At 41.0% G+C, this 23,437-nt stretch carries 31 protein-coding genes; 5 read left to right on the top strand and 26 right to left on the bottom strand.

Features of this window, described 5'->3' with window-relative positions; translation table 11 throughout:
• Window positions 1-37: 37 nt before the first annotated feature.
• Complete coding sequence (locus ABN080_RS11375; protein ID WP_349441091.1) at window positions 38-2,131, bottom strand: phage tailspike protein; 2,094 nt, start codon at window positions 2,129-2,131, stop codon at window positions 38-40.
• Between the two features lie 109 nt (window positions 2,132-2,240).
• Here ABN080_RS11375 and ABN080_RS11370 point away from each other — a divergent pair, with 109 nt between their 5' ends.
• The 4 genes from ABN080_RS11370 to ABN080_RS11355 are packed head-to-tail and all read left to right on the top strand — an operon-like array spanning window position 2,241 to window position 3,734.
• Window positions 2,241-2,492, top strand: a complete 252-nt coding sequence (locus ABN080_RS11370; protein WP_152134463.1) for an Arc family DNA-binding protein — start codon at window positions 2,241-2,243, stop codon at window positions 2,490-2,492.
• A 20-nt stretch (window positions 2,493-2,512) separates the two neighbouring features.
• A complete protein-coding gene (locus ABN080_RS11365; protein WP_349441090.1) occupies window positions 2,513-2,977 on the top strand; it encodes a hypothetical protein in 465 nt (154 codons plus the stop codon).
• A gap of 20 nt (window positions 2,978-2,997) precedes the next feature.
• A complete protein-coding gene (locus ABN080_RS11360) occupies window positions 2,998-3,411 on the top strand; it encodes a hypothetical protein (protein WP_349441089.1) in 414 nt (137 codons plus the stop codon).
• Window positions 3,408-3,734: a hypothetical protein gene (locus ABN080_RS11355; protein ID WP_349441088.1), complete on the top strand. Its 327-nt coding sequence runs from the start codon at window positions 3,408-3,410 to the stop codon at window positions 3,732-3,734. The genes ABN080_RS11360 and ABN080_RS11355 overlap by 4 nt, the downstream gene beginning before the upstream one ends.
• 20 nt (window positions 3,735-3,754) lie before the next feature.
• Here ABN080_RS11355 and ABN080_RS11350 read toward each other — a convergent pair whose 3' ends face one another.
• From ABN080_RS11350 to ABN080_RS11270, 17 genes are all read right to left on the bottom strand, one after another.
• Window positions 3,755-5,806 carry a P22-gp16 family phage DNA ejection protein gene (locus ABN080_RS11350; RefSeq protein WP_349441087.1) on the bottom strand — a complete coding sequence of 684 codons (2,052 nt, stop codon included), beginning with the start codon at window positions 5,804-5,806 and terminating at the stop codon, window positions 3,755-3,757.
• Entirely contained in the window at window positions 5,806-7,251 is a 1,446-nt protein-coding gene (locus ABN080_RS11345) for a phage DNA ejection protein (protein WP_349441086.1), read from the bottom strand. Before ABN080_RS11345 ends, ABN080_RS11350 begins: the two co-directional genes overlap by 1 nt.
• A complete protein-coding gene (locus ABN080_RS11340; RefSeq protein ID WP_349441085.1) occupies window positions 7,251-7,910 on the bottom strand; it encodes a P22-gp17 family phage DNA ejection protein in 660 nt (219 codons plus the stop codon). The genes ABN080_RS11345 and ABN080_RS11340 overlap by 1 nt, the downstream gene beginning before the upstream one ends.
• Window positions 7,904-8,365, bottom strand: coding sequence for a DUF2824 family protein (locus ABN080_RS11335; protein WP_349441084.1), 462 nt, complete (start codon window positions 8,363-8,365; stop codon window positions 7,904-7,906). The genes ABN080_RS11340 and ABN080_RS11335 overlap by 7 nt, the downstream gene beginning before the upstream one ends.
• A complete protein-coding gene (locus ABN080_RS11330; protein WP_349441083.1) occupies window positions 8,365-9,087 on the bottom strand; it encodes a phage tail protein in 723 nt (240 codons plus the stop codon). Before ABN080_RS11330 ends, ABN080_RS11335 begins: the two co-directional genes overlap by 1 nt.
• Window positions 9,084-10,865: a packaged DNA stabilization protein gene (locus ABN080_RS11325; protein WP_349441082.1), complete on the bottom strand. Its 1,782-nt coding sequence runs from the start codon at window positions 10,863-10,865 to the stop codon at window positions 9,084-9,086. Before ABN080_RS11325 ends, ABN080_RS11330 begins: the two co-directional genes overlap by 4 nt.
• Window positions 10,837-11,319 carry a packaged DNA stabilization gp4 family protein gene (locus tag ABN080_RS11320; protein ID WP_349441081.1) on the bottom strand — a complete coding sequence of 161 codons (483 nt, stop codon included), beginning with the start codon at window positions 11,317-11,319 and terminating at the stop codon, window positions 10,837-10,839. The genes ABN080_RS11325 and ABN080_RS11320 overlap by 29 nt, the downstream gene beginning before the upstream one ends.
• Complete coding sequence (locus ABN080_RS11315; protein ID WP_285714214.1) at window positions 11,300-11,491, bottom strand: hypothetical protein; 192 nt, start codon at window positions 11,489-11,491, stop codon at window positions 11,300-11,302. Before ABN080_RS11315 ends, ABN080_RS11320 begins: the two co-directional genes overlap by 20 nt.
• Window positions 11,492-11,544: 53 nt before the next feature.
• Window positions 11,545-12,816 carry a P22 phage gp5 family major capsid protein gene (locus ABN080_RS11310; protein WP_349441080.1) on the bottom strand — a complete coding sequence of 424 codons (1,272 nt, stop codon included), beginning with the start codon at window positions 12,814-12,816 and terminating at the stop codon, window positions 11,545-11,547.
• Window positions 12,817-12,830: 14 nt separating this feature from the next.
• Complete coding sequence (locus ABN080_RS11305; protein WP_349441079.1) at window positions 12,831-13,730, bottom strand: phage capsid protein; 900 nt, start codon at window positions 13,728-13,730, stop codon at window positions 12,831-12,833.
• A gap of 10 nt (window positions 13,731-13,740) precedes the next feature.
• Window positions 13,741-15,942: a portal protein gene (locus ABN080_RS11300; protein ID WP_349441078.1), complete on the bottom strand. Its 2,202-nt coding sequence runs from the start codon at window positions 15,940-15,942 to the stop codon at window positions 13,741-13,743.
• A gap of 2 nt (window positions 15,943-15,944) precedes the next feature.
• Window positions 15,945-17,378 (bottom strand): phage terminase large subunit family protein, encoded by a 1,434-nt coding sequence (locus tag ABN080_RS11295; RefSeq protein WP_349441077.1) that lies wholly within the window; start codon window positions 17,376-17,378, stop codon window positions 15,945-15,947.
• The gene (locus ABN080_RS11290) at window positions 17,356-17,832 is read right to left on the bottom strand and encodes a terminase small subunit-like protein (RefSeq protein WP_349441076.1); all 477 of its coding nucleotides are present in this window, start codon (window positions 17,830-17,832) and stop codon (window positions 17,356-17,358) included. The genes ABN080_RS11295 and ABN080_RS11290 overlap by 23 nt, the downstream gene beginning before the upstream one ends.
• A 55-nt stretch (window positions 17,833-17,887) precedes the next feature.
• On the bottom strand, window positions 17,888-18,115 hold the full coding sequence (locus ABN080_RS11285; protein ID WP_349441075.1) for a DUF2560 family protein: 228 nt from the start codon (window positions 18,113-18,115) through the stop codon (window positions 17,888-17,890).
• Between the two features lie 235 nt (window positions 18,116-18,350).
• The gene (locus tag ABN080_RS11280; protein ID WP_349441074.1) at window positions 18,351-18,785 is read right to left on the bottom strand and encodes a lysis protein; all 435 of its coding nucleotides are present in this window, start codon (window positions 18,783-18,785) and stop codon (window positions 18,351-18,353) included.
• Between the two features lie 17 nt (window positions 18,786-18,802).
• Entirely contained in the window at window positions 18,803-19,207 is a 405-nt protein-coding gene (locus tag ABN080_RS11275) for a structural protein (protein ID WP_349441073.1), read from the bottom strand.
• A complete protein-coding gene (locus ABN080_RS11270; protein WP_109409565.1) occupies window positions 19,200-19,517 on the bottom strand; it encodes a phage holin, lambda family in 318 nt (105 codons plus the stop codon). Before ABN080_RS11270 ends, ABN080_RS11275 begins: the two co-directional genes overlap by 8 nt.
• A 249-nt stretch (window positions 19,518-19,766) precedes the next feature.
• On the opposite strand from ABN080_RS11270, the gene ABN080_RS11265 reads away from it, so the two are divergent.
• Entirely contained in the window at window positions 19,767-20,279 is a 513-nt protein-coding gene (locus ABN080_RS11265) for a hypothetical protein (protein ID WP_205439495.1), read from the top strand.
• A gap of 442 nt (window positions 20,280-20,721) precedes the next feature.
• Here ABN080_RS11265 and ABN080_RS11260 read toward each other — a convergent pair whose 3' ends face one another.
• The 8 genes from ABN080_RS11260 to ABN080_RS11230 all read right to left on the bottom strand — a co-directional run bounded on the left by ABN080_RS11260 (window position 20,722) and on the right by ABN080_RS11230 (window position 23,435).
• On the bottom strand, window positions 20,722-21,225 hold the full coding sequence (locus tag ABN080_RS11260) for an antiterminator Q family protein (RefSeq protein ID WP_049206610.1): 504 nt from the start codon (window positions 21,223-21,225) through the stop codon (window positions 20,722-20,724).
• The gene (locus tag ABN080_RS11255; protein WP_311748363.1) at window positions 21,222-21,413 is read right to left on the bottom strand and encodes a hypothetical protein; all 192 of its coding nucleotides are present in this window, start codon (window positions 21,411-21,413) and stop codon (window positions 21,222-21,224) included. The genes ABN080_RS11260 and ABN080_RS11255 overlap by 4 nt, the downstream gene beginning before the upstream one ends.
• Before the next feature lie 152 nt (window positions 21,414-21,565).
• A complete protein-coding gene (locus tag ABN080_RS11250; RefSeq protein WP_349441072.1) occupies window positions 21,566-21,931 on the bottom strand; it encodes a RusA family crossover junction endodeoxyribonuclease in 366 nt (121 codons plus the stop codon).
• Window positions 21,928-22,218 (bottom strand): DUF1364 domain-containing protein, encoded by a 291-nt coding sequence (locus ABN080_RS11245; RefSeq protein ID WP_349441071.1) that lies wholly within the window; start codon window positions 22,216-22,218, stop codon window positions 21,928-21,930. The genes ABN080_RS11250 and ABN080_RS11245 overlap by 4 nt, the downstream gene beginning before the upstream one ends.
• Entirely contained in the window at window positions 22,184-22,324 is a 141-nt protein-coding gene (locus ABN080_RS18245; RefSeq protein ID WP_502935113.1) for a hypothetical protein, read from the bottom strand. The genes ABN080_RS11245 and ABN080_RS18245 overlap by 35 nt, the downstream gene beginning before the upstream one ends.
• Window positions 22,311-22,709 carry a hypothetical protein gene (locus tag ABN080_RS11240; protein ID WP_349441070.1) on the bottom strand — a complete coding sequence of 133 codons (399 nt, stop codon included), beginning with the start codon at window positions 22,707-22,709 and terminating at the stop codon, window positions 22,311-22,313. Before ABN080_RS11240 ends, ABN080_RS18245 begins: the two co-directional genes overlap by 14 nt.
• A 2-nt stretch (window positions 22,710-22,711) precedes the next feature.
• The gene (locus ABN080_RS11235; protein WP_340896234.1) at window positions 22,712-23,155 is read right to left on the bottom strand and encodes a recombination protein NinB; all 444 of its coding nucleotides are present in this window, start codon (window positions 23,153-23,155) and stop codon (window positions 22,712-22,714) included.
• On the bottom strand, window positions 23,112-23,435 hold the full coding sequence (locus ABN080_RS11230) for a Lar family restriction alleviation protein (protein ID WP_349441069.1): 324 nt from the start codon (window positions 23,433-23,435) through the stop codon (window positions 23,112-23,114). The genes ABN080_RS11235 and ABN080_RS11230 overlap by 44 nt, the downstream gene beginning before the upstream one ends.
• Between the last annotated feature and the right edge of the window lie 2 nt (window positions 23,436-23,437).

Genomic DNA, 23,437 nt, shown 5'->3' with positions numbered 1-23,437 from the left:
CCTTCACTTATAAAAGGCGGTAATCCCGCCTTTTTATTTATATTAGAATGACTGATATATTTGTTGTGGTTGTATATTTCAATCTGTATTTTTTATTAGGCGATACTGCTGCTTGACTTGAACCATTTACTGTCCCTGAATCAACAGTGACCACAGCAGATAAACCATCTAACATTTCTAAAATAAATTCAGTACCAACTCTATTAGGAGATGGTGAAGGAAAAGACATGACCGCACTTGAAGAAAAGCTAATTGATATATATTCAAACGTGTCAGGCATCAACCATTTACCATCAGATTTTTTATTTAAAATTAATTTATTTCCAGAAACAATTCCCAACTCAGGTGAATATAACTTTACACTACCATCATTTGCAGGAATATTTATAGGATGCCCATTTAATGAATCAAACCTAGTAGAATATTGGTCTGTAAATAAATTAGATATTCTGCAAGGTGATCTAAAGTTAAATGCTCTTTGATTATTAGATGAAGGATCAGTATTAAATATACTTATATTATTTGCAATAAATGATGACCCATTTATTGCATACTTAATTTCATTGCTTCCTTTACCATTGCTATAGATGGTGATATCAGATAATTTATGGTTTCCCGCACTACTCAAAGTGACTCCGTTACCTGAATTTAAACCAATTGTTCCACTCAAAGATAAATCTCTACCACCACTTAGATCTAGAAAACCATCTGAACCGTTTTTTTCTATAGTATCATTAAAATTTACATCTTGAAATCCAAGTGGATAACCATCAGATATTAGTGTGCTACAATTAAAAACGATTCCATTCCTTCCGTTTTCTCTTATTACGTTACCTATAGATATTAATGTGTGAGTACTTCCCTCGTATCTAGCACCATCAAGATTATTTTTAATAAAATTATTGTAAAAAACCCTTATATTATCTAGTGCCGTATGACACATTAGTCCATGCATTCTATTATTTGATGATAGATTGTTTTTTATAGAAATATTTTTTAATTTATTCCTATACCCTCCTGGATCTGCTACTGGCTCCATGTGAATACCATGACCAACTGTAGCAGTCATATTATTTTTATTTTCTAACGAGCCAGAATACATAGTTATATTTTTAGAAATAAAAATATTAGTTCCTGTTACTGCTACAATCCCACTTTGCCAAGAGTGACTTACTTCTACATTTTTTATTTCTATAAAATCTGGAATTCCTTCATTCAATGAACTAATACCATCTTTTATATAGTGATTAACTAATATTCCATGTCCTGGATAGTGATCAATTCCACCACAAGTTAAATTTAAATTTTTACACTTAGCACCAATTCGTATTCCACAGTCATCAATATACATTGACGGCATTGAAAGATTCTGCATATTACCGTTAATAAATGGTAGCTTTATATCACCAGAACAGTTTATTAATTTAAATGCAGTAATTCTTGAATTATCAGAAATTATATTAACTTTTGCTCCTGATAGATCAATTCCTCCATTAAAACCATTTATTTCAATGATGTGATTGTACGACATCCAATTTTCATAACCATCACGACTTCGATTCTGATCATAAAGATTGTATTCACCATTGGCATAAATTCGCTTACCTGTCACTTTTGCATCATTAAACATTTGGATGAACGCATAAGTATGATCTGTTTCATTCTCAGTAAAATACAATTCAGGATAAAGAAATCCATTATCTAAATACTGTTGTAATGTATTACCTGAGGATGAGCCTATTAATGAAGCGCCAGTATTTGATGACAATTCATCTCTAAATCTTTTATCAAATTGGTCAGGGTCATACTTCAACACGTTAGGATAATAGTGTTGCTGTGCACCGTAGCTGTCATAAACAGCCATGCTGTGACCTTCAACTGTCACGAATTTAGCAATCTTACCGTTATAAACAGGGAAGCCAGCCTGATTGATTATTAGCGGTTGAGCGACAGGGATAGTGCTGCCGTCCTCATTCTCAAGATAAACTTGAATTTGGTTTTCTGGTAATGTTGGATCGGTATCAATCTTACCAATAAAAATTTTACCATTACTCGCCGCTTGGAATTTCCTTGCGAGAGTGAATAATTGTGACGGCATTGACACGACGACATTAGGAATAATATCTGACATTGCTTTCTCCAAGCGTGAGTAGTCACGGTAATGGTATTACCGTGGTCTTATTGTGAATAAATACAGTAGGTTATATTATGTTTGTCCACCAAAAAATAGGGTGAGACAAATGGCAAGAGAAGATACGCAGTTCAATCTACGGCTTACTGCTGAAACAAAAGAGAAGCTAAAACAAAGAGCAAAGATGAATGGTAGGTCTTTGAACTCTGAGCTTGTTCACATAATTGATATTTATTTATCAACTCCTTCTTCGGTAGTTGGGTATAGAAGCGATGCTGAAAGACTAGCAGATCACCAAGCAGAAGAAGTTAAAAAGATGGTGTTCGATACATTAGTTAAACTATATAATGATAAAAAATAAGCAGTGAGGATTTATTTTTCATGAGTAATGGAACTTCGGATAAAATTTATAGTGACCTAAAATTATTCTTAAAGAAATTTATTAAATTTGCACTTGTGCTTATTGTTATAATTATTGCCTCAGGTGTCTCATATTATTTATATGTCGAACATGAGAGAAATCAGAGAGAGTCTCAAGTAATTAATAAAGCGCTACCTTTTACACAATCACCAGCACCATGGGTGTTTGTTAGAGATGACTTTGGAACAAAAAAAATAATTAAGTTGTGGATGGTGGAAGATACTAATAACCATGCAATTATTCAGGTTGATGGTAAGTATTCGGTATTTCGCACAAGAATAAATAGTTATAAAAATCTTGAATTTTACCATGAGGCTGGAGATGCCTGTAAATTCGTTGATGTAAAAATAGAAAAAGGGAAAGGGATAACCTCCATATCGTGTGACTTTAAAGATTATTATGGTGGACTTGTTAAGAGAAAATAACAATAAACAATAGAGAGACGATGGTGAAAAAATATCTATTGGCGCTAGTTGCTATGATCCCTATGTGTGCTAACGCACAATGCTGGGTTGTTTCAAACCTAAAGGGATATAGCGCTTATGAGTCTGAAAAATATAAGTATATAGAAAATGGCATGAGTAATGGCATATTCCAAGTTGAGATAAACAAAGACAGTGGCGATGTTAGACTAGTCTCTGAAACATTAGGTGGTGGTGGTTTAGAATACACCCCTATATCACCATCATCTATGGTTGGTTTGTATATTAATGGGAATACATCAACAATAGAGACTTGGGCTATCACTGATAAAAATAAGGTGCTTTACTCGAAGGTAGTCAATAATCATCAATTAGTAACTGGAACAACGTCTTTAATAGGTGACGTTCTTGGTGACTGCTCAGGTGTTGTAAAATGAAAGCTAAAAATATTTTCATATCACTAATATTGATGTTTGTTATCTCTCCTTTTGTTTTAGCAATAGATAAACAAAAAGAAAATCATGAGCTAATTATTTCGGTCGCTGATACTGGATTATTTGCTGGAAGATGTAGCACTTTTAGTAAAATGTACGAGTTTCAAAAAGAAAATAAAATACCAAATGGAGATGAATTTATTGATAAATTCATTACATCAGAAGCATCATCAGGCGGTTCAAGTATAAAGGAATATACAGAGGTGTGCATAGAATCAATAAGCGCTATAAATGAATTAAAGAAAACAAATCAGCAAGGCGAGTAAATCCCGCCTTTCCCAGATATCTATTTCCTAGCCTCAGCCTGCCCCATTGCTGTTAATGCATCAGATATTCTTGTAACTAATCTATCGTAGGCGGTGCTACCTCTTGGGGTATTAGCTAATCTTAAGAGCATGTTTCTAACTCTTGGGGATTCGTAAACTCTAGATGCTAAGCCTCTATATGCTTCTTGTGCAATTGTCCCTCCAGCAGTAAGCAGTCCGAACCCCCACCTCTGCCTGCTTATATTAGCCATTCCTGTTTGTGTGACAGCATTAGCTACGCTAGCCCTGCTCGTTGCATCTAAAACATCTCTAAGCCCCTCGATAACTTGTCGCTGTCTTCCATTAAAGACCATATTAAACACCTGACCATTAGACTGCCTTATTAATTTATTGAGCTCGTTTGCCATTTTTACCGGAGAACCATCCGCCCTTTCAAGAGCCTTGCTTAAATATGCAGCCCTTAACTGATTACGACCATTTTCATTAACCATTCCGTATATACGGGCTATATCACTAGGTCGCTTACTGTAGATTAGGTTATTGATTAACTCGGGAGTTACATCACCTTTCTCTAAAGCACGTTTCAAACCTGTTTTTTCAATACCTCTGGCTATGTTTCGGTATTCGTTATTTGCATGGCGAAGCTGATTTAATGTGCCAGCGCCTAAGTTCTGGCCAACAGATCTATTCATGTCATTGGTCATGGCGGTGTTTATTCTGTTGTATGCAGACTCAAGAGCTGTAGGCATAGCTAAGTTATCACCTTGCAAACTTTGTCTAAGATCTGTTCTTAAATTACGAAGCTCTTCAAAGCTAGCACCATTAGAAATTCTATTCCTAAGGTTTGTTAGTATTTGCATGGCTGCATTATTTGGAGCCAAGCCATTTCCTATCCGTTGTAATGCCTCATCAATTGCTGGAATAGATCTGGTTGGAGTAACTGGAACACCTGTCATTTGCTGAGTGATATTATTTATAACCCCACCATGCAAATCCTTAGCCCTACGCAATCCAGCGCTAACTTCTCCTTGCATAACATGTGGAGCATAAATACCGAACTCTTGCTCAACCATCCTTTCAGTGTTAACAACTAAATCCCGTCTTTGCTCTTCTTGGGCGGCTCGCCTCTCTCCAGTACCTAAAAAGCTTTGTTCCCCAGATTGTTGCCTTTGCCTTGCTGGGCTATTTCTTGGTTGAAATACATCACTTGTAAGGATATCTACATTATTATTCTCACCATTTCTAAGTAGCCTTTCTGCATCTGGAGACATGTTACCTCTACTGCCTCTAGCTAATGCATTAACTCCCCTTTCTGCAACTTTACCTACTCCACCAATACCAGCAGACAATGCAGTTTGCCACGGATTAATATCACCACCGCCTGCCATATTAACGGATGACTGCAATGCTAAATCTGTACCCGCTGATCTGGCTGTTGCACCGACAATTGTTGGCGCTCTCGCTGCTGGAGTGAATGCGGCTACGTTTGCAATAAATGGCATTACATCTTCAGATGACAAACCGGGCTTATTTAATGCGTAGCGACCGGACGGCAAATCAACCAGTAAATTTCCCTTTTCATCTTGAGATACCTGACCACCCATATTGCTGATAACTTTTACAAAGTCGTTATCATTACCAAACATTTGCACCCAAGCTGCTTTCATTGCGTCAGTATTAAATGCGTTCATTTCTGGCGAAGACATGATCCCTTCGAGTCCTTGAACTTCAGGAGTCATCTTGCTTTCACCAGTAAAGGCATCTATTACGCTTTCACGGAAGCCTTTAGCATCATCAGACGATTGCTGTAATCCCTGCGAAAGGTTTTGGTTGGCTTGTTTCATGCCAGCTATATAGCTGTTTTCTGGCTGTGGTGATTGGGTTGATTGTTCTGGTTGTGATTGTGGAAGCGGATAGGCGGTATAAAACTGTTGTTTTGCATTATCTACGTCGCTACCAACATTAGGAGCAACTACCTCATTAAAATACTGCTCTTGTGCTGATGCTTTTTGTTCGTTAGATAGTGATTGATATTCAGGTGAAGAGATCACCTCTTTCCATGGTTTAGCCATTACCCACCCCAGAGATTAGAATACCCACCTTGATTATTAGCAGGCGCTTGTTGTGTTGGTTGCTGACTTGCTGGTGCGCTTAAGTTGGCATTTTTACCTGAATTAAAGTCTTTATTGTATTGTTCAATTGCCTTTAAAGTCTCACGTATAGCTCTTGGGCTGGAGAAATCAGGCTGCGGCAATCCTTTCTTATATATTTCCAATTCAGGAATGGTATTAATACCACTAGCACCCATTGCTTTCGCTTTTTCAATACTCATATTTTGCATGTTGCCTAAAACCCTTTCGGCTGCATTATATAAGTCTCTTGTCTCATCATCGTTTAATTTAGTTCTATAGTCAGATGTGATAGGAAGCTTGCCAGCACCACCAGTAATGCCAGTTATTGAAGATAGGGTTTTATCATCTGCATCAAGCAACTTCTTCATATCAGAACTCATCATATTAGTTGTGGCCATTCCCTCAGGCTGAGCGATACTTGATATTGCTTTTACTGGAACTGTTATCATGTTTCCGTTAGCATCTATCCCTCTGTAATATTTACTTTCACCCGCTCCGTAAGGGGTTGGATCTATCATTGCTGTCATTCCATTGCTCAATTGTGCAGGCTTCATCTCCATACCACCCTTGCCTTTCAACTGCATAAATTGCTTGCGTTGTTCTGGTGAAAGAGATTGCATGTATTCATACTCTTGCACCGAGGCTGGCTTGCTTCCAGTTGAGTTAGCTGAACGCATAGAGTTTTGAGCAGATATGTTCTGACCGCGAACCTGTATCTGATGCCCCTCTCTTGTTAGTGCTTCGCCAGCTTGATTGCTTCTGATTTGCTCATCTAAACGACCTTGGTCAATCTGTCTGCCAAGTTGTTTATCTTGCAGGTTGAAGTAATCATCAATTCCTAGTGATGACATACCAATGTGATCTGCTAATTGAACAGCCGCCTTAGGGTCTTTCTCTGCAATAGATACAGCCTCCACAGGGTCAATGCCAAGGCGGCGAAATGTATCTGCATTCTGTCTAACATAGTCAGTAGCATTACCATTCATCACCGCATTACGATAGCCAGATGATAAGTTACCCAAAGATTCACGAACATCAGCAGAAACACCTTGCATACCGCCAGTGATAGCTTGAGCGTATTCAGGATAAGTCGCTAGTAACTGTCTCATACCATCGCGATCACTATTCGCGTACGCCTCACCCCATGCTTTTTGGAATTCACCTAGTCTTTCTTGTGCTTGATATTCTCCGATAGTGTCTTTAATTCCTTTTAGACCTTGCAAGCCTTGCAATAAAATATTGTTACCACCAGAGCGGGCTATCTCATTACTTCTATTGATGGAATCAACTACGAAATTTGCATCACTCGCTTGAGGTGCATTTGAATTATTTAAGCCAATAGAACCTAAAAAACCAGCTCCATTGCTAGGTTGCCAAGTTGCCATTAGAACAATCCTCCAAGCAATCCGAGTCCGCCACCAATTGCTGCTCCCCATGGACCACCAATAGATGCTCCAGCCATTGCACCACCTAAACCACCCGTAATCCCTTGCTGAAATTGTGACGGTCTATTAGCCATAGCCGCTTGAGCATTTGCATTTTGTTGTAGCAATTGCCCCATATTATTTGCGTAATTTTGACCAGCACTAGCCTGCCCCTGCAAAGCACCAAGCCCAACATTGGCTAAGTTCTGGTAGTTATTCATTTGGTCAGCCAGCCAACCTTGACCAAGCGTAGGAGCGATAGATGCAAGTTGATTGCTTGTTGCTGTTGATCCCAATCCTCCAGAGGCTTCTGCGCTTTGTAATTGCTGATATCTTGCTTGCCCTGATAAATCGTTAAATGCCTGAGATTTGTAGTATTGGTTTAATGCTTGACCTTGACCTTCTAAAGAAGATAGGTTTTGCAATTGACCAATATACTGCTGGGCTAGTGGTGTAAACGGCGCAAGGTTTTGCATGTTTGTTTGCCACATTTCACGCTGTAACGCCGTGGCTTCACGAGTCGCATCAGCTTGAGCACCAGCACCACCATCACCGCCACCTTTCATATATCCATGCATTGGTAGCAGTGAATTTCTGAATTTCTCTGAAATAATCAGCATTTTAATAACTCCTCGCATTGTTTGCGTGTAAGCTGATACATGGTTACGCCAACTGGATCGCCATAACTTATGTATGCATCATCTATGTGACCCACTCGTTTAGCGCCAACAGCTAATGCAGCAACCGCCCCATATCTAGTTTTATCTGGAACCATGGTGATCATGTTGGTGAAATTAATGTTTTTAATTAACCAATCAAAAAATAACTTATGCCCATCAAGAACAGGCTTTCCTCTAAACCCATAGTCATAGATTGGATGAACTTCAATGACGCTATGCCAAAATACCCTTACTTCATGAACGCCAATTAATAAATGCCCATCATAAACACCGAGATAAAAAGCATCAGGCTTAATAAAATAACTACTCCCTTTATCTACAATATTTCCTGTATTCTTAGGGTCATTGAGAAAATCTTTTAACCTTTCAAAGTTATCAATTAATTTAATTTCCATTAGTCTATTAATCCGTGTGAGCGAAGTGCATCTTCGAGCGCCTTGATTCGTCGCCTAGCCTCAATTAACCCATTTGCTAGGTTTTGCATTTCTGAACGAGTGTAATCGGCGCTGAATGAGTAGGACTGGTTAGCATTAAACGATCCCTTAAGTGATGTACCTGTTGCCGATGTAAAGCCAGTAACGCGAGTGCCGACAACTTTAGTTCCGTTTACTGAGTAGGACGTTGAAACATCAATGGGGGATTCAAGAGTTTGCTTGGTCAACTTCGACAGTGACACATAATCTGCATCAATCTCTGCTGTTTTTTCGGTTAAATAATCAATGTCACTTTCGGCGGTTGTTATTCGCTGTTCATGATTTTCCACTTTAGCATCAATGTCATTAAGCCTGATTTCATGCTCAATTATCTTTTCTTCAGCAGAAGTAATTCTTAATTCATGATTATTTAGTCGCTTCTCATGTGTCTCTATCTTTGTTTCAGCTTTGCCAAGTCTTTCCTCATGATCTTCAAGAACAACATCTTGCTCATCATTCCTCTTTTGAGCATCGAAAGCTTCAGCGCCAGCCTGATTTGCACGACCAGCCACCTTCGCCATATCATCAGCACCGCTAAGCACTATTCGTCGATACGTTTCACTAAAGTTGGTCGGTAGGATATCTGGAACAATATAAGTGGCTTGAATTTCTATGGGTTTAGAAAGGTCTTCACTTGCCATCATTCAACCCTCATCGATAGATCGCTCAGTGTTACAGGTGACTTAGTGATAACACGAACCTTAAACCCTATGTTCTTTCTCACTCTTCCAACTCGTCGCCATAAAACACGGCGGTCATATTGGAAAGGCGAGTTTTGTTCAATCATTTGCTCACGACCAAAGTTAATGCCATCAGTCGTTGCAGAGAGAAATAACTTATCGGCAATCTGAGCAACGCCTGTTGATGCCTCAAGCTCTAAATCGAATACCCTTGCATTATCGGCTTTAGCCATAGGTGTGTATAAAATATGCTCGACCTGCTTGTCGTACTGAGCTGATTTATTGAAAGCAAGATTGCCAACAATCCCCTCGGTTTTATCCGCAACAGTGATTTGATTACCTTCATACATAAAATCAATTGCACGATAGGTTTCGTCATACAGTCCAGACTTTAGAATGCACCACTGCGGATATTGTTGACTTCCCGCCGCGTCAAAGCAAAGCGTATGGCGTGGCAGGTGAACAATGAGTAACTCATGACCATCAAAACGAATAGATTCAAGAACCGCATGTGATAAATCGTCTGATGTATAACTACGAATGATCTTATCAATACTTGCAGTAGATATTTGACTGGCAGAACCAGAACCAAGGATATAGACAGATGGCGCTCCGTTTGCTGGGTTGCTGATGAATGCAAATGATTCCCCGAACTTACACTTAGCATCACGACCAGCAATACCCATCTGAACCATGTAAGATGGCTGTGGCGCATATATTACTTGTGACGCGTTTGTTGATCCGGTAATGGTAAAGTATTCGATAGTTGACGAACCAAAGCAAAGAACCATGTCACGCCAAGAATCGATAGCAATGATGCCGTCAGGTTGAGATTCAGCGGTGTAGAATGGGCGATAGCGATCAGGTTTAGACTCATCTTCTAAGTCAGTAACTCCGAACCTTTCACCGCCTTTCTGTAACCAAATATAACGACCACGATTACGTGCAACATCGACAACATCACCTAATTCGTATTGAGTATATTTTTCGACTACCTCTAGCACCTCTTGCGTCATTACAAATTCAGTAACGTCTTTGGCTGTTTGCTCGCTAGATTTGGCAAGGTTCATTTTATACGTGACTGTAATTTTACCACCTGCGCGCTTAACACCTTCTACCAGAACATCAGTAAGATAAGGCTTATCATCTTCTTCCTGCTGAGATAATTTAACGCCTACCATTTGCTCAGTGATAAGCATCTCATTACCGGTTTTACCATCAGAAGTTTTAGGCGTGATCTTTAACGTTAAGAACCCATCTAGATCATTCTTTGTGAGCGGTACAAAATCATCATTACCTTCTTTGTGAGTCCATTTTTTAACTTCACGCTTATAGCCTTCAGTAATTACTTTTTCTTCAGGCCAGTTTGACAGCTCCTTGACCTCACCGTCATAGCGATAGAGTTTTAACTTACCGCCTGACGCTACTGCTTGACTGTAACCAGAGTGCGCCATAGTCACCCTATCTTTACCTTGAATATCAGCAATAGCATTCTGACCACGATAAAGCTTATTACCACACACACGATATACAGTGTTGTTTTTCGTGTTGTACTGAACACCACGAGATACACCATCGACATTATGACGCTTTTCTAATGCAGGGAACGAACGCAAATAGCCGGACGCATTCAATACTTCTTTCGGTGTTGCCAACATATTGACTGGAAGGCCATCAATATAATCTGCTGTATGCGGGTCTTTTCGCAAACCTCTAGCTAGTGGAATCTTTACCTGTGGCATTAAACCCCCTTTCGACGTAATAGCTATCTACGCCTAAAGCTGTGTATTTATTACCTTGACCAACTGGCATATCCCCACGCCTATCAATAGACGGAACCTTAAGTGTATCAAGTAATAATGCATCATAAGAAGAAGATGCTGATGCCTCTTGTCTTGGCGTTGGCTCTAGCCCGTAATCAGTTAATATTCTGAGTAACAATTGGTAGCCGATAGCTTGTTTGTATTTGCGAGGTAAGCCAGAATCATCATCTGGTGTTGGTTGATCATCTTCTAGTGAAAACTTATAACCCAAATCGCCAAATGTTATTTGTAGTTCGGACATCATATCTTCTAGATCATGAATGCCATCCTCTACCGATTGTGGCTCAGCATCAGTTAGCGTCGCATCTGAAGCAACGCCAGCCTTACGCAACGCAAATAGAACAATTTCACCTTTAGTCAGTGTCATTGACATTTGTTTCTGCCTTCTTAGTTGCCTTAGATTTCTTTACCTCTGGTTTAATAACCTCATCAACCGAAGCGACGAAGCCAAGTTCCTTAAATGCAGGAAAATCACTAGCCACAATGACAGCCTGTACATAACCATTTTCATTGTTAGCCCATGCGAAAACGCTTTTACGTTCCATATTTACCTCAAATAAAAAAGGGAGCCGAAGCCCCCAAATAAACAACGATGGTATTATACGTTTCCGAAGAATTGACCTCCAAAGTGTGGATTGAAGCACACATAAGCAGGTAGCAAGTCGAAACGCATCATTTGCTTGTTAGCATCGCCATCAGCATATTTGTGTACGCGGATAGAGAAACCTTCATATGTGGCCACTGCTGAATCAATGCTGTGTAATTTTGGCAGTGGGATAGTGCCCAAGCCACAGAACATTTTATTAAAGAACAGATTAGGCTTCATTTGCTGCTTAGCAGTACCGATCACTACAACCTCATCACCTGATGCCACTTTGCGATCAACTGCGTTGTACTGTTTGTTTACTGCGTCATACACCGGAACACCAGAAAGTTTAACAGTGACATCACCAGTACCATCAGAGTTTGCATCTTCAAGAACGGTGGCGGTGAAACTGATTGCAGTAGAACCGTTATACAGAGTTTGCTTGCTTTGCTGATTTAACCAATGTGTTGCAGTAAATTTAATCTGATCACCAGCCTTAAAGAATCCAGTCTTGCTTGCTGTTGCGCCAGTAAGAGTAACAGTGAACTGATAGGAATCTTTAATGGCAGTGTAATCCACTGTTGGAGCTGTTTTAACAGTCAGCGTTCCGCCAAAATCACCTTGCTCACGAGATGCTAAGCCATTTGACATTAGAGCTTTAATGCCGCCAAAGTTACCCGGAATTTGTGCATTTTCCCACGCTGTACGCACTAATTGGTCAGACGCATGCAAGCCAGTTTGAGCATCAGCGAGACGTTGAGCAGACCAAGGATCCATCACTGCGTAGTTATCACCAGCTTTAATGCCGATATCTTTCAAGAAGGTAGCTGTCTGAGCAACATCTGACCATTTGGCAATTGGTGAGTTTGGCGTGCCAAGTGACAGTGCACCATTATTCATCATGAAGTGAGCTAATTCAGTCTCAAGGTCAGTAACCATTCGAGCATGAATTGGCGCTAAGATTTGGTCTAACTGATTTAACTTTAATGCTTCTTCAACTTGAGCCCACTCAACAGCGACAGTGATATAATTACCAACGCGGCCAGTAGCCTTACCTGAAATAAGACCATTCTTTGCTTTACCAGTAATGTCACCATCAGCCGTACGCTCAGAGCTGAATTGATGCGGGCGCTTAAAGCTGACACTTTCGCCAGTGCTTGAGTTGATTTCGCCAGCCAGTAATTGGCGATCAACTGTCTTACATAAAACTAAGTCGGACATAAAGCCCGGTAAAAACTTTTTAAGTACAATCTGACTTACGTTTGAATCTAAGTTATTAGCCATGTTTTACACCTTGTTTATTCAATAATTGCGCCGGGGCACAGTTTGTTTAATTCATCAGTCGTGACGCTTCCCGCTCCACCTTTAACTTCCGGCTCAGGTTTAGGTGCTTTCTTTGGTTTTGGTGCTAACTTAACTTTCTGGCTAAGCTGACCAAGTAGGAATGCTGCACGTATTGGGTCTTTCTCAGCTGTAAGCCGCTGGCGCAATTCTTTATTCTTACCAAGTGCATAAGCAATTAGCTCTGTACCTTCATCGGCAGCTCTAAGTAAGATTTCCTGATGGATGATAGGAACTTCATTGGTGACAATCTCTTCCATCTCAGCGTAATCTTTTACAGGTAACTTAGATGCTCGTTGCTTATGATCTTCCAGTCGCTTAAGAATTTTTTCCTTATAGTCGAGCTGCTCTTTCTCCTTGGCTTTTTTGCTCTGATCAGCACGGCTTTTTTTCTCATACCAATCAGTTAATGCTTTTTCGTATGCCTCTTCGCTCCAATCACACGATTCTAGTGTTGGCTTCTGAGGTATTTCATCATTATGATTAACCGCTGGCTCTTGCGTTTGCTTGGCTGTAATCTCCTCAAGTTGGCGCTTTAGTTCACGGTTTTCTTTCTGAGTATCTTTAAAGCCTTTTCGAAGGTCTTTAATCCATTTGGCTGTAGACTGGTCTTCAATTAAATCTTCTTCATCAGTCAACGAGATTTCTTCATCGCCGATTTGCAAGGAGTAATCTTGCTCCTGCTCGACGCTCTGATCCGGCTTTACTTCAGCAGAATCATCAGTAACAGTCTCGGCGTTATTAGCGGCATTATTCTCACTAACTTGCTTTGATTGCTCTGAGGCTTCCTGCTGTTGTGATTCCTGATTTTCAGACATAGGTACAGCCTGACCATCAATGATCAGTTCGCTTTCCATTTATTACTCCTTAACTCTGCGAGAAGTCCGCAGGAGACTGTTGGTTATTTTGTGATTGAATGGTTTTCGCAACATCTAGGCTTTGCTTATGCTGCGTATCAGTTGCTTTTAGAATTAACTCGGCATCTGCTCGTGATGAGTCGCCTTGTTCTTTCTGGAAGTTATGTAACATTTTAAGCGCCTCTCTAATTTCAGCGCGCTTTGTGCTATCTGCTGATGCCAGAAGCTGGACAACTTTAGCCTCTGCAACTCTAGCTTCTGTTTGAGCTTGGAATGCTTTAACCTGAATGGATAGCTCTTCATTTTTCGTCTTCTGGACTTCTGCCTGTCCTTGCAAGTACACACCTTGCGCTGCCAATAACTCAGCGTTAGGATGTTGCGCCTGTTGCTGTGCCTGAGCGACAATTTGCTCTTCTTCTGAGTTGCGAGGTTTGACTACACCTTGAGTAAGTAGCTGATTGCGGTTGTACTCCTTGAACTCATCAAGACCTTCTCCGTCCATGTTGTCTAGGATGATTCCCTGAACAACTGCGCGCATCGGATCTTGAGGCAACATGCCAGCAAGTAGATTAGTGAGCACAGAAACAGTGGCATCGCGCCTTGCTGTATAAGATGGGCCAACGTCAACGGTTACATCGTAACGACCAGTAGATAAATCATTCATAGCTACAATTTCGCCTGTCTGATTATCTCTTACTGTCACTGACATTAACGCTATATCGTCAGTTCCATCTTCATTGACTACGCGAACCTGTCTATCTGATCCATATATCTCTCTAGCCATCGACAGCCATACCTCACCAGCCCGTTTCAAGCTTTTAGCCATGTTATCCAGATAGATAAACGATGCCATATCAGAGCGATGCATGAGGCTATTAACAGTCTCTTTGGCAATATTGCTAGGCATTTGCTGCATTGCCTGACTAGCACCAGTTACTTCCTGAATATCTAAGCTTGTTTGCTGCAACAGTGCAGCCATTGCCTGATTAAGTGGTTGTGGTTGCGTATAACCAATTGCTGATGCTGGCGCAATAACATTGCCTTGCTTATCGGTTATTTCATTCAGAGGAAGGAATGCAGGTCTTTTTGAATTTCTATCAGCCCAGTGTTTTTCAAGCCCTTTAATCTGTTGCTTGCCAACAATAGGAACCGAACCTGGGTCTTGTGCTGCTGAATCAGCAAGCATTGACACCTGCAAGTTATAAAGGCGTTGTGCATCCATTGCTTTTGCAATATGCCCCTCAACTCGCTCGACGTCATCAATAAACCAGCGCTTACCATAAACAGGGATTAAAGGAATGTGTTCACCGGGTATTCTCTGAGATTTCTCAAGGAATCCATCACCATCGACCACTGACACATAAACTCGGCGGCGCTTAACTGTTCTTCGAGCAACCTCAACAAAGCCAATATCAATTAATTCATCACCAACCTGCTCAAGTTGTTCGCTGTCATAAGTAACAACCTCTGAAGTAATTGGGTTTTGGAAGCTGACAACATCAACTGATTCTTTTCTTACCTCATAATACTTAGCAATATAGACGACATCAGAATCAAACCAGTCATAATCCCATGATCTATCAATGCCTACATCTAACGTTGCTGGGTCTTTTTTGTACTCAGCCTTGTACTTCTCGGTGGATAGCGAGTACATGCAAAAAGCCCATTCGGCATCAGACTTGTCATATTTCTTGGCGTCAGGGTCAAACCACACAGAACGAGACGGATCATAAATAGGCTCGATAGAAATTCGCTGTCTGTCATCCATCGGGTCTAACTCATTGACCAAGTTTGTTGTTAACCTAAAGCAACCAAATCCACCTGTTGCTGCATCATCAAATGCATTATCACAAGCCTCACCACCGTCAGTCTCTTCGTAGTCAGCACGGAATAGGCCATTTAACTTATCTGCTAAATCCTCGCTTGCTTCTTTGTCACCCGGTCTAAACTTAACGGTGATTCGGTTATTGCGATACTCACTGATGATCCTATTTAGCTCAGTGGCTATCTTGTTTATTTCAAATTTAGGGTATTTCTCAAAGTGGTCATTGAGTTTAGTACCTGCAGAAGTTGCACCCTCCCATTGACCACCGGGAACTCGTGCAAACCGTGTTGCTTCGACGCATTTCGCTCTCACATCTTCTTGCGGTGAGTGCGCACGGTCAAACCTGAGCATTATTCGCTCATGTCTTTGTTGTAGTGTTTCAGCCATAGTTACCAACTAGAAGATGATGGAACGTAGATATCTTCTTCCTCTGGAGGATTCCGTATATCAGCGTATCTGATTGCGTAACGACGCATCATGTATGCGTACCTGACAGCATCTAGGATGTCATCACGAACTTTTACAATCTTGCCTTTCTCGTCACGATGATAGAAGTTGTACTCTTCGAAGAAGTCACGGAGCCCTGAGAATACTTTAAATTTCCCACGCCTCATGAGGTCGTATATTTCAAATAAGCCTGGTTCTACTGACCTGCTACCATCTTCCCACTGAGCAGGGTTAATTAGCATATTGAAGCCAGCCTCTTCATAATAGGATTTCTGTTGTAGGCCTGAGCCTTTCTCAGTTTGCAATCCATCATTAGGCCACGCAGTAGGAACATTTTCGGCCCACTGTTTAACCCCACTAAATGCCTCGGCAGGTGATACCTGTCTAGCCTTGTAAGCACGAGTTAAATAGAACGTTTCGTTTTCAGTGTCCCATGCCAATTGAATATGTGCCTGCGGGTGATCCCACCCAAAGTCCATTCCATCAATAACAAAGTAGTGGTCAGGTATAGGGAACGGGTCACACTTAATGTAGTCCTCACCTAAGTCATAAATACGACCATGACCAAGCATCGGAATACCTTTGGTTCGCATGTCACGCTGATGTGGCGGAAACGAAGCCAGTAATTCAGTTTTAACTTTTTCACTCAAGTGTGGCGCATCATCCCAACCAACATTCATGCACGTTTGAGCAGACGATGGAGCATCCATAAAGCTAATAACTAAATCTGTTCTACCATTCTCTGGTGTAAATGTTAGGATGCCACGACCACCGCGTCCTTTATCACCTGTTGCGGTACGAGTTAAAACCTGCGGATAAATGGTAGGGTCTTTTGGCTCTTCATCGATATGAAACCAATCAACGCTATCGCCCATCAGAGCATGTTGTCCTTGCGAGTATGACCAGAATTGAATCTTTGATAAGTTACCTGATTTATGTCTGATGTATGCAGAGCGAACGGCATTAGGCGTACCAGCCATTGGCTCAGTATCGACAATCAACTCACTGGGGATTAATCCACCTTGCCAGCCGTTATCTGTTTTCCTGCCAATGATGGGTGCTTGCAATAAGTCTCTGCACTTTTCACCAGAGTAACCAAGGCACCAGATAAGCGGTGCATGCTCGAACTTATACCCATCCCAATCATCAGGATAATCACCCATTGCATGAATAGCGTCGATATAGGTAGCGGTGTCAGTCTTTCCGACTCGGTTAGCTGCAATCAATGCAACCTGTGAATATTCGATACTTAGTGCGATGAATTTCTTTTGCCAGGGGTAACGAGTTTCGTAATAGGTTTTGTAACGGTAGACATTTGCGCGGCGGGATTTTTCCTCAAGGAGCCTAAGAAGCTCAATTTTCTGCTCCCTGTCCATTATTTAGCTCCTTAATGCGCTTATCTAATTCATCATCAGTCAAATCAGTGATGGTAATTTTCTGCTCGTGCTGAATGCGATCACCATAACGTTTAGGCGCCAGCTTCGACGCATACCACTTGCGGGCATCAACGCGAAGACGTGACCTGGCAACGCGCTCATGATTTGTCTGCTCCTTTCCGTCATCGTCAACAATCACATCGCCGGAGCTATCATCTGCTATTTCAATTATTTCCTCAGCAAGCAGCTCCGCTTGAATCTCGCGCGCACGCGCGTACTGTTCCCGAAACTCTTCATGCTTCTGCAACCATTCCATAACCGTACTTATCGCAGGTAGGCTAGGTCTCTTGCATATTTGGCGTAGGCTTTCACCTTCCATTAATAGCTTGCAAATATCTTCTGCAACTTCTGGCATATAACTAGACGGGCGACCACCTTTATTTTTCTTCGTCACAGTGACCTCCTTTAATCAATTATCCAGCCCACTCGTAAATGAGCTGTGTAATTAACTACTGTGCGAATAAATCCAGTGCCTCTTGAGCATCACGGGCTGCTTTCTGTGATCGTGATACAAACTGAGCTTCTGTCTGGCATGTTTTGTATGCGTCTTTGAATAACTCAAACTTGAGCGCATCGTCCTTAACGAACTCGATAGCTGCTTGAGCTGCTGCGGTATCATTGCCAACTAATCGGAGTAGCTCTAAGCGCATTTGATTCTGTGCTGTAATTTCTGTCATTTGATGTTCCTGTGTGAAGTTAATCGCAACCATCATCACGTATCACTACGTTACTTTGGTCACTTCTAGTCTGTTCCTAGCAGTCAAGATATGATCACTCTCCTTAATGGATAAACGACTTATCTAACCTTGTCGGGGTTATTCTTTGGGAATGCTTTTATCCAATTCTTCACGGAATTGAGTTGGGTTATCGAAACCTTGTGCTGCCATGATATTTCTCCATTAAAAAACCCCGCTATTGAGCGAGGCATTCAGTGTTAATGTAATTCTGCAAATACAAAGTTTGCTGTTCGTTCTCGACTATCATTTCTCTGAGACGTAGATAATCTTGTTCAACTGCTTTGTTAAGTCGTGCGGTGGTTTCATTGTTTCCGCTTTCGGTGGGATTCTTGGTGACTGCTGGACACTCGGCTTTGATGTACACCCGTTTAGAGCCAGAGCTAACAGCATCACGAAGAGTGTTGATTTCATTCTTTGCACTGGCTAACTCCTGTGAGTAACGAATATCGAGTTGATTTAATCGAGTGATACGAGCCTGATAGTCTTTGTTGATTTCGACTTGTTGAGATAACTGAGTAGTTAGTTCATCATTTGAATCTTTCAGCTTATCAATTCTGCCACCCTGCCACCCAATGGTGATGGTCATTGCCAAAATAACGCCCACCGACACTATTGTTTCGCCTAGATTCATAACAACAACCATGCATCTTCAAAGACTTTCTGACTGTATGGCTGATAACCAAGCTCAACACCTACAATCGCCGTGGCTAATGCAATAGCAACCGGTTTAGATGAAACGTTAATAGGTTCATTTACGCTAACACCAATATCTTTAGCTGCTCGATTAATGTAGCCAGTAGTGTTGTTTTCGTTAGGTGGCGCATATCTATTGATAATCGACTCGACTGTGTTGAGTTCGTATTTCTTTTGATATGTTTGCAATAGCTTATAGATTGCCCGAATGCCATATTCAGGTGATACAAATTGGCAGAAGCTCGGATCTGTTTGCTGTGCGGATAGTCCTTGCCATTTCGAACCATGTCGAATATTGCCTGGATTATTATTGCGTTCCCCGCGTGCTGGTCTACTCACTTTTCACCCCCGCTCTACCTTTAATAATTTTACTTAACGCATCAACACCGACATACCCAATGAATACACTGGCTAGATATGCCAACTCATGATTAATGCCAAGAAGAGTTAATAGGTCTTTTACAAACCAAGCGAAGAATGCGCACATTAATCCGTCAATAAGAGTCTTGCCCCATCCACCGCCATTGTATCGACCTCGAAGAACTGCCATTGAGCCAGCTAGAATTGCACTAATACCTTGCTCTTTATTCATAACGATGAGGTTAAGCATTTGAGCCCATAAATCGGGGTTTTCTTTCATATGATTCATACTCACCCCCTATCTGGAGGAATTAGTTAATAGAACGCCGACTCACAGCTCTTGTGTGTATGTGATAACGAGGGTAATTGCTCTGTGGTCGGCATATACGAAAAAAGACCGCCTAAGCGATCTTCTGAATGAGTTGTTCGGAATAACCGAACATGTGAACTATCCGGAAATTCCGGAGAGTTGCAGTTGATACTTATTAATCTTGATGCAAACTGAAGTATTTGACTATAAAAAAGTGAGATTTAACAAATGGAAAACTTCATTAAAGCTTTAGACATGTCCATAAAAACAAAAAATTGGTACTCCGTTTTATTTATATCATTAGCACTTCCAGATATATGCGGAAAAATAGATGAACCCAATAAGGGATCAAAAGCAAGGACGATAAATTGGTTCAATAAATACCTTAAACCCATTTATAGCATGGGTGAAGGTGAGGATATGCACGTTTTCCTGAGCGGCTCCGATTTTTACGCCCTGCGTTGCTCATGCCTACATGAAGGTAGTAGTGACATAACATCACAAAAAGCAAGAGAGACGCTGGATAGATTTTCTTTTATCGAACCAGCAGAAAACGTGAGAGTCCACAGGGTTCAGGTAAATAACTCACTTCACCTTCAGGTAGACCAATTTGGGGAAGATGTCCTTTCTGCGGTAAAGATCTGGCTAAATGATATTTCTAATGACAAAGAAAAAATAAGCAAAATAGAAAACATGCTTCACATGAGAGTCTTAGACCTATCTAAGGGCTTCTCTATATAACAAATTCATGCAGGGCCCAAAAATAACGGGAATCATGATTAGTTAAAAAGCTCGCCTACCTCACTCCCCCACCACACCAGAGCCTGGGGGACTACGAGACCTATAAGGTTTCTGCTATTAGCTTCATCAGTCGTAGTGTGCTCTGGCTTGGGCACCTACTTGGTAGGCATTGGTGCCGTATGACCTTTAAAATTAGTTGAACCTGTAAGTAACTCTTACAAGTTGCCGATATGAAAAAGCCCCACCGAAGTGAGGCCATTAATTGTTGAGCGGTTCAAGGATGGTTTAAATCTGACGCTCCCCAGATTCTCATGACGCCTTACCCATCAAGGCTACACGTCTTTCCGTAGTGTCAATCAACCCTTAGGTTAACAAGGTAAGCAAACTTAAGAGTCACGTAAAGCAACTTACCTTATAATTGTTGTCCATTTGTCCATTAATGTCAATAGCAAAGTTCAGTTATCTTCTTTACTTTAGCTACACGTTTACGATTATTCATTGCATTTCGCAGAGGTTCGTACAATAACCACTGAGCAGCTTTAAGTTTTTCGTCAACTTCTCTCCTGCAAGTCCTGTGAGATGGCTTGGCGTATTTATTTCCCCCTCTCGTTTGCATTTTGCGTGGTTTTGCAACTCGGTGATAGTAAGATGCAATCGACAGCTTAGATGAACCATGAGCGTAATAACTTAGCAATATTCCATAAGCCTGTGTGTCAGTGGCGATGACTGAATCTACGACCTGAGAAATCAACATTCCTTCATCGTCATTGCACATAGGTCTTGATGGGTTTTTACTTGGCTCTACTGTTTGCATGAATTTATAAATCATATTGATCATGCGAATATCGATACGACCAGAATACACCCACGCCCCCCACAGATTTAACCATCCATCTAGCCAGCGAAATTGCTCATCCGTTAATTCTTTTTCTCCGATATAGCTCATCTCGCCTCCGGTAATACTGTGTGATAATCATCATTCGCAGTTGTATATAAAACCCTGACACCTTCCATCAGCCCGCTGACTACTTCCATATAGTTCATAACCTGCATTACACAGAAGTTAACTCGACCGCCTGATTTCGATTTTAAATATCTGGCTTCTTCAATTGCTGCGATTAAGTCAGTGAACATTTTTCAGCTCCTTTACCGCTCTATACTTAGATGCGAATATGTAAGCTCTTCTTTTTGCTTTTACTATCCGTATATTTCGCCTATGCCTGAGGTAGCTGTAAGGAATCCAAACAAACAATAAAATCCCCCAAGTTATAACTGCAAACCACGCATCAGGAGTCATTCTTCAGCTCCCATATCGTGATATCTAATGAGCCACGAGCAACCTTTTCACCTCGACGAATCCGCATATCATCAATCTGGCTATCATCTACCCAAAATTCGGCATGAGTTAACGAATCGAAAACTGCTTTTGGCAAGTTATCGAGGTCTCTTTGTCGTTTATCTGGGGGATTTGCTGTGATGACTATTTTGATGCGGGAAGTGGTTTTGACGTCTAGGTTATGTTGCTTGATGTAATCTGTTACTTGCTTTCGATAGTTAGTGCCTTTGGATGAGATGTAATGGCGTCCTCTACAATGCCTCCAGTACGTATTATTGCTCGGTGGCCACGGCAATTTTAAGTGATACTCGTTCATACCTTAATCTTACCCTCCTTGATGAGAACATCCTGAGTACGAATAACTCCTTCTAAATGACATTGTTTTGCATATTCAGCATCAACATAGTGAGTGCGTCTATCTGATTCATCGTGACAAGCACTACATGCCCAAGCACCAAAAATATCATTAGGTTTTATTCCGGTACCACAAATGCCAGACATTCGATAATGAGCTAAGACGACAGTTTCGGAATTACCGTTACACACTCCCGGTATTCTAATTTGGCATTCACGACCTCGAGCTTCTTTGCGTAAGTTCGGCATCTCCCTCTCCTTTGATTTTATCCATCACTTCCAAATGAGCGTATTCATCAGCACACTGAGCACACACGTAAATTTCATCATCTGTTAGCGGTCTATTGCATGACATGCAGTTCATTGCGAACCCCTTTGAGTAACGAGTCTATTTTCATCAACATCGGATTACCCATGCCTGATACGTTGGCCTTATCGACAAATTTCATAGGCCGCGCTTTAAACTCTCTCGCCTTTTGTCTAACTGCTTTTACCTCAGCTCTATCGTCGGAATATGATTTTATTAGCTGTATCGCGTTATCACAAACGACGAACTTCCACGCACTTTTATCAGACTTTCTTATTGCTCCTATCTTTTTGAGATGCATGATTGTTTCTCGACATTGATTGATCGTTAAACCCGTCACTGCAAACGCTGTTTTGGTGTCAAATAACTCTAAATGCCTTACTGATTTAATAATTGTGATTGCGTTTTCTATTGGGAAGTTATCTCTAGCCATAGTTATTCGTCCTGCTTCCTTTTCAATTTCATGTACTCACTATCTTCTGGAGTAGTTAGTATTAAACCGAACTGTGAAGCCCATGCTTCAACTCTCTGCAAGAAGTGATGCATATCCCCCTTATCTAACCTTGAGGTGCGCTTAAGTGTCTCTCGTTGCGTTTTTTCACCTGTTAATACATCGGTGTACTCAGTTACTTCGAACCCAAGATAAGTTGCCTTCAAGCTTTCCTTCACCCACGCTTCAGTGCAGAACTCACGACCTGACTTAATCAAGTAGTCGCTGATTTCTTTGTACCAAACATGGCTTAATGAGTTTTGAGAGAGGCTTCTTTTTGGTTTGTAAGGCTTGATGGTGACACTGAGTTTTGGGTGGGATTTAAGTAGTTCAATTACGTTGTTATCAAATAGCTTTTTCGTTGATTCGTGTAGACAGAAGTTCTCCATAGTTACCTCGTGCATTCCAACACTCAACCGCCAATTCCATATTTTCAGCAATAGGACCTCTTGCACCACAGTGATTACACTGAACAAATGAATTGCTGAATACCTGCATAACCTCAAGCTTTTCAGATTCGCAATGGTGGCAAGGTTTTAATTGATCATCATTACAATAGGTGGTTTCAGCAATTCTTCTATTTACACTTTTCCATAAATGAGATTCAAACTTATCTATTGCTGAGCGGAACCAGTAAAATGGGTTGAACCATTTTTTTAATTCACTCACTG

This window comes from Proteus sp. fly-1089 (genome assembly GCF_040138965.1).
Lineage (GTDB): Bacteria > Pseudomonadota > Gammaproteobacteria > Enterobacterales > Enterobacteriaceae > Proteus > Proteus vulgaris_B.
Note: the sequence above shows the minus strand (reverse complement) of the source record. Positions and strands in the feature narration are given on the sequence as shown.

Excerpts from the sequence above, each read along its gene's own strand:
- ABN080_RS11270 (WP_109409565.1), bottom strand. The coding sequence starts at position 19,517 with ATGAATCATATGAAAGAAAACCCCGATTTATGGGCTCAAATGCTTAAC.
- ABN080_RS18245 (WP_502935113.1), bottom strand. The coding sequence starts at position 22,324 with ATGTCATGCAATAGACCGCTAACAGATGATGAAATTTACGTGTGTGCT.
- ABN080_RS11245 (WP_349441071.1), bottom strand. The coding sequence starts at position 22,218 with ATGCCGAACTTACGCAAAGAAGCTCGAGGTCGTGAATGCCAAATTAGA.
- ABN080_RS11375 (WP_349441091.1), bottom strand. The coding sequence starts at position 2,131 with ATGTCAGATATTATTCCTAATGTCGTCGTGTCAATGCCGTCACAATTA.
- ABN080_RS11255 (WP_311748363.1), bottom strand. The coding sequence starts at position 21,413 with ATGTTCACTGACTTAATCGCAGCAATTGAAGAAGCCAGATATTTAAAA.
- ABN080_RS11350 (WP_349441087.1), bottom strand. The coding sequence starts at position 5,806 with ATGGCTAAACCATGGAAAGAGGTGATCTCTTCACCTGAATATCAATCA.
- ABN080_RS11360 (WP_349441089.1), top strand. The coding sequence starts at position 2,998 with ATGGTGAAAAAATATCTATTGGCGCTAGTTGCTATGATCCCTATGTGT.
- ABN080_RS11310 (WP_349441080.1), bottom strand. The coding sequence starts at position 12,816 with ATGGCTAATAACTTAGATTCAAACGTAAGTCAGATTGTACTTAAAAAG.
- ABN080_RS11295 (WP_349441077.1), bottom strand. The coding sequence starts at position 17,378 with ATGGACAGGGAGCAGAAAATTGAGCTTCTTAGGCTCCTTGAGGAAAAA.
- ABN080_RS11335 (WP_349441084.1), bottom strand. The coding sequence starts at position 8,365 with ATGGAAATTAAATTAATTGATAACTTTGAAAGGTTAAAAGATTTTCTC.
- ABN080_RS11265 (WP_205439495.1), top strand. The coding sequence starts at position 19,767 with ATGGAAAACTTCATTAAAGCTTTAGACATGTCCATAAAAACAAAAAAT.
- ABN080_RS11305 (WP_349441079.1), bottom strand. The coding sequence starts at position 13,730 with ATGGAAAGCGAACTGATCATTGATGGTCAGGCTGTACCTATGTCTGAA.
- ABN080_RS11345 (WP_349441086.1), bottom strand. The coding sequence starts at position 7,251 with ATGGCAACTTGGCAACCTAGCAATGGAGCTGGTTTTTTAGGTTCTATT.
- ABN080_RS11355 (WP_349441088.1), top strand. The coding sequence starts at position 3,408 with ATGAAAGCTAAAAATATTTTCATATCACTAATATTGATGTTTGTTATC.
- ABN080_RS11235 (WP_340896234.1), bottom strand. The coding sequence starts at position 23,155 with ATGGAGAACTTCTGTCTACACGAATCAACGAAAAAGCTATTTGATAAC.
- ABN080_RS11340 (WP_349441085.1), bottom strand. The coding sequence starts at position 7,910 with ATGCTGATTATTTCAGAGAAATTCAGAAATTCACTGCTACCAATGCAT.
- ABN080_RS11320 (WP_349441081.1), bottom strand. The coding sequence starts at position 11,319 with ATGTCAATGACACTGACTAAAGGTGAAATTGTTCTATTTGCGTTGCGT.
- ABN080_RS11365 (WP_349441090.1), top strand. The coding sequence starts at position 2,513 with ATGAGTAATGGAACTTCGGATAAAATTTATAGTGACCTAAAATTATTC.
- ABN080_RS11240 (WP_349441070.1), bottom strand. The coding sequence starts at position 22,709 with ATGGCTAGAGATAACTTCCCAATAGAAAACGCAATCACAATTATTAAA.
- ABN080_RS11370 (WP_152134463.1), top strand. The coding sequence starts at position 2,241 with ATGGCAAGAGAAGATACGCAGTTCAATCTACGGCTTACTGCTGAAACA.
- ABN080_RS11315 (WP_285714214.1), bottom strand. The coding sequence starts at position 11,491 with ATGGAACGTAAAAGCGTTTTCGCATGGGCTAACAATGAAAATGGTTAT.
- ABN080_RS11330 (WP_349441083.1), bottom strand. The coding sequence starts at position 9,087 with ATGATGGCAAGTGAAGACCTTTCTAAACCCATAGAAATTCAAGCCACT.
- ABN080_RS11285 (WP_349441075.1), bottom strand. The coding sequence starts at position 18,115 with ATGACAGAAATTACAGCACAGAATCAAATGCGCTTAGAGCTACTCCGA.
- ABN080_RS11325 (WP_349441082.1), bottom strand. The coding sequence starts at position 10,865 with ATGCCACAGGTAAAGATTCCACTAGCTAGAGGTTTGCGAAAAGACCCG.
- ABN080_RS11250 (WP_349441072.1), bottom strand. The coding sequence starts at position 21,931 with ATGAACGAGTATCACTTAAAATTGCCGTGGCCACCGAGCAATAATACG.
- ABN080_RS11300 (WP_349441078.1), bottom strand. The coding sequence starts at position 15,942 with ATGGCTGAAACACTACAACAAAGACATGAGCGAATAATGCTCAGGTTT.
- ABN080_RS11260 (WP_049206610.1), bottom strand. The coding sequence starts at position 21,225 with ATGAGCTATATCGGAGAAAAAGAATTAACGGATGAGCAATTTCGCTGG.